This is a genomic window from Mycobacterium sp. TH-M82, assembly GCF_057473605.1.
On sequence record NZ_JBYCKY010000571.1, the window covers coordinates 1 to 1,557 of the forward strand.

Sequence of the window (1,557 nt, forward strand, 5' to 3'; positions counted from 1 at the left end):
CCGCCACATCGACCGCCGGTCCATGAGCGGTATCACGGTGGCAGACGTGCTGGGCGCGGTGGAAGACCTGAGCGCCGAGCATGGCCTGACGGGCTGACCTCGCCGACGCCGGTGGCCGGCCCGGAAATTTTCCGCACGGCGTGGGGGTCTGGCCGGGTTAGGCGTGGCGCCGGTACGGGTTGTCTAGCCCGCGCGCTCGCATGAGGGCGGGGCCGCGAGGTGGTGGGCAATGGGGTCCCGCCGGTGGCCGAAGCGCAGGAGGAGGGGTTAGTGATGGCGGCCCACGGGTGAGAGCGGGACTGGAGTGCAGTTTTTCGCCGTCGAGGCACTGCGATTCGGGACGACTATTGTCACCCAGTTCCTTAACTGCCACGACCAGATCAAGCTCTTCGACGAGATCGACCCGATCGGGGCCGTCCGGAGCGGGGGGCCGGTGACCGGCGGGCTCGAGGCGTTCCTGCGTGATCGCGGTCTCTACGAGACTTACCGGCGCTGCGCAGAGAAGACCGCCGACCCGCACACCGCCCTGCATGTTCTCATGAACGAGATCGCCCGCCCCTGCACCATCTGGGGCGAGAAGAACCCTTGGTATGCCGCACGGTTGCACATGCTCACGGGCATGTTCCCGACGCCGCAGTCCTGTTCGCCTTGCGTGACCCCCGTGAGATCGTCAACTCGGTTCTCCTGCATAGGAACCCGCCCACCGCAGGTCACTGGATTTTTGGATCAAGGACACCGTGGCCGAGGCGCTGGCGCTGCTGCACCGTTTCCTGCCGCCGCTGATGTCCGGCGACGCTGCACCCGCGGTGGCGCGCTATGAGGATTTTGTGGCCCAGCCGGCAGCGACACCGGATGCCGCGCTGGGCCGCTGGGGCCTGACTTTTTCCGGCACCGCCGCCGGGATCGCGCATCTGCCCCCCGGAGCCGGTCGGTGACAGCCAGTTTTTCCGGGACGGCGCCGTGCTGCCGTGGAAAGCGGGCAACCTGCGCCCGTTGCGCCGGGTGGTCCCGGCGCGCGACCGAATCGACGCCTACGATCCGGCCTGGGCCCAGGTGGACGCCCTGGCGTGCCACTTCGGTTATGACTGAACCGCTTCCACCGGCGCCGCTGCCGCGGCCCCGGGATTCGACCGCCACCGAATTGCTGCACGCGGCACGTCGGTTTCACGAGGCCGCGCTGGAGTGGCATCGCACACCGCCCGACGCCGCCGGCACGAACGACCGAGTCCGGCGCGGGCGCTGCATCTGCACGCGCTGAACTTCGACCTGTGGCATCACGAAGACGCCGTCCGCCGCCCCGGCGTCGGCGACACTGAGGTGGCCTGCGGGAAACGCGCCATCGACGATCTCAACGCCCGCCGCAACGGCGCCGTCGAGAACCTCGACGGCACGCTGCTCGAGCGGCTCGACCCGGTCCGAAGCGCACCGCTGCATACCGAGACCCCCGCGATGATCATCGGCCGGCTCTCGGTGCTCACTCTGCGCATGGTGCACACGCCAGACCCGGTACTGAACGGTTCGCGGCTCGCGGTGCTCCAACAACAGTACGACGACCTC

At 68.9% G+C, this 1,557-nt stretch carries 3 protein-coding genes; all 3 read left to right on the top strand.

Features of this window, described 5'->3' with window-relative positions; genetic code table 11:
• Positions 1-737 precede the first annotated feature (737 nt).
• A complete protein-coding gene (locus AC2VON_RS17125; protein WP_421528193.1) occupies positions 738-935 on the top strand; it encodes a hypothetical protein in 198 nt (65 codons plus the stop codon).
• Between the two features lie 25 nt (positions 936-960).
• Positions 961-1,089 carry a hypothetical protein gene (locus tag AC2VON_RS17130; protein WP_421528194.1) on the top strand — a complete coding sequence of 43 codons (129 nt, stop codon included), beginning with the start codon at positions 961-963 and terminating at the stop codon, positions 1,087-1,089.
• A gap of 93 nt (positions 1,090-1,182) precedes the next feature.
• On the top strand, positions 1,183-1,557 hold a 375-nt coding region (locus AC2VON_RS17135; protein ID WP_486954019.1), incomplete at its 3' end, for a DUF4254 domain-containing protein.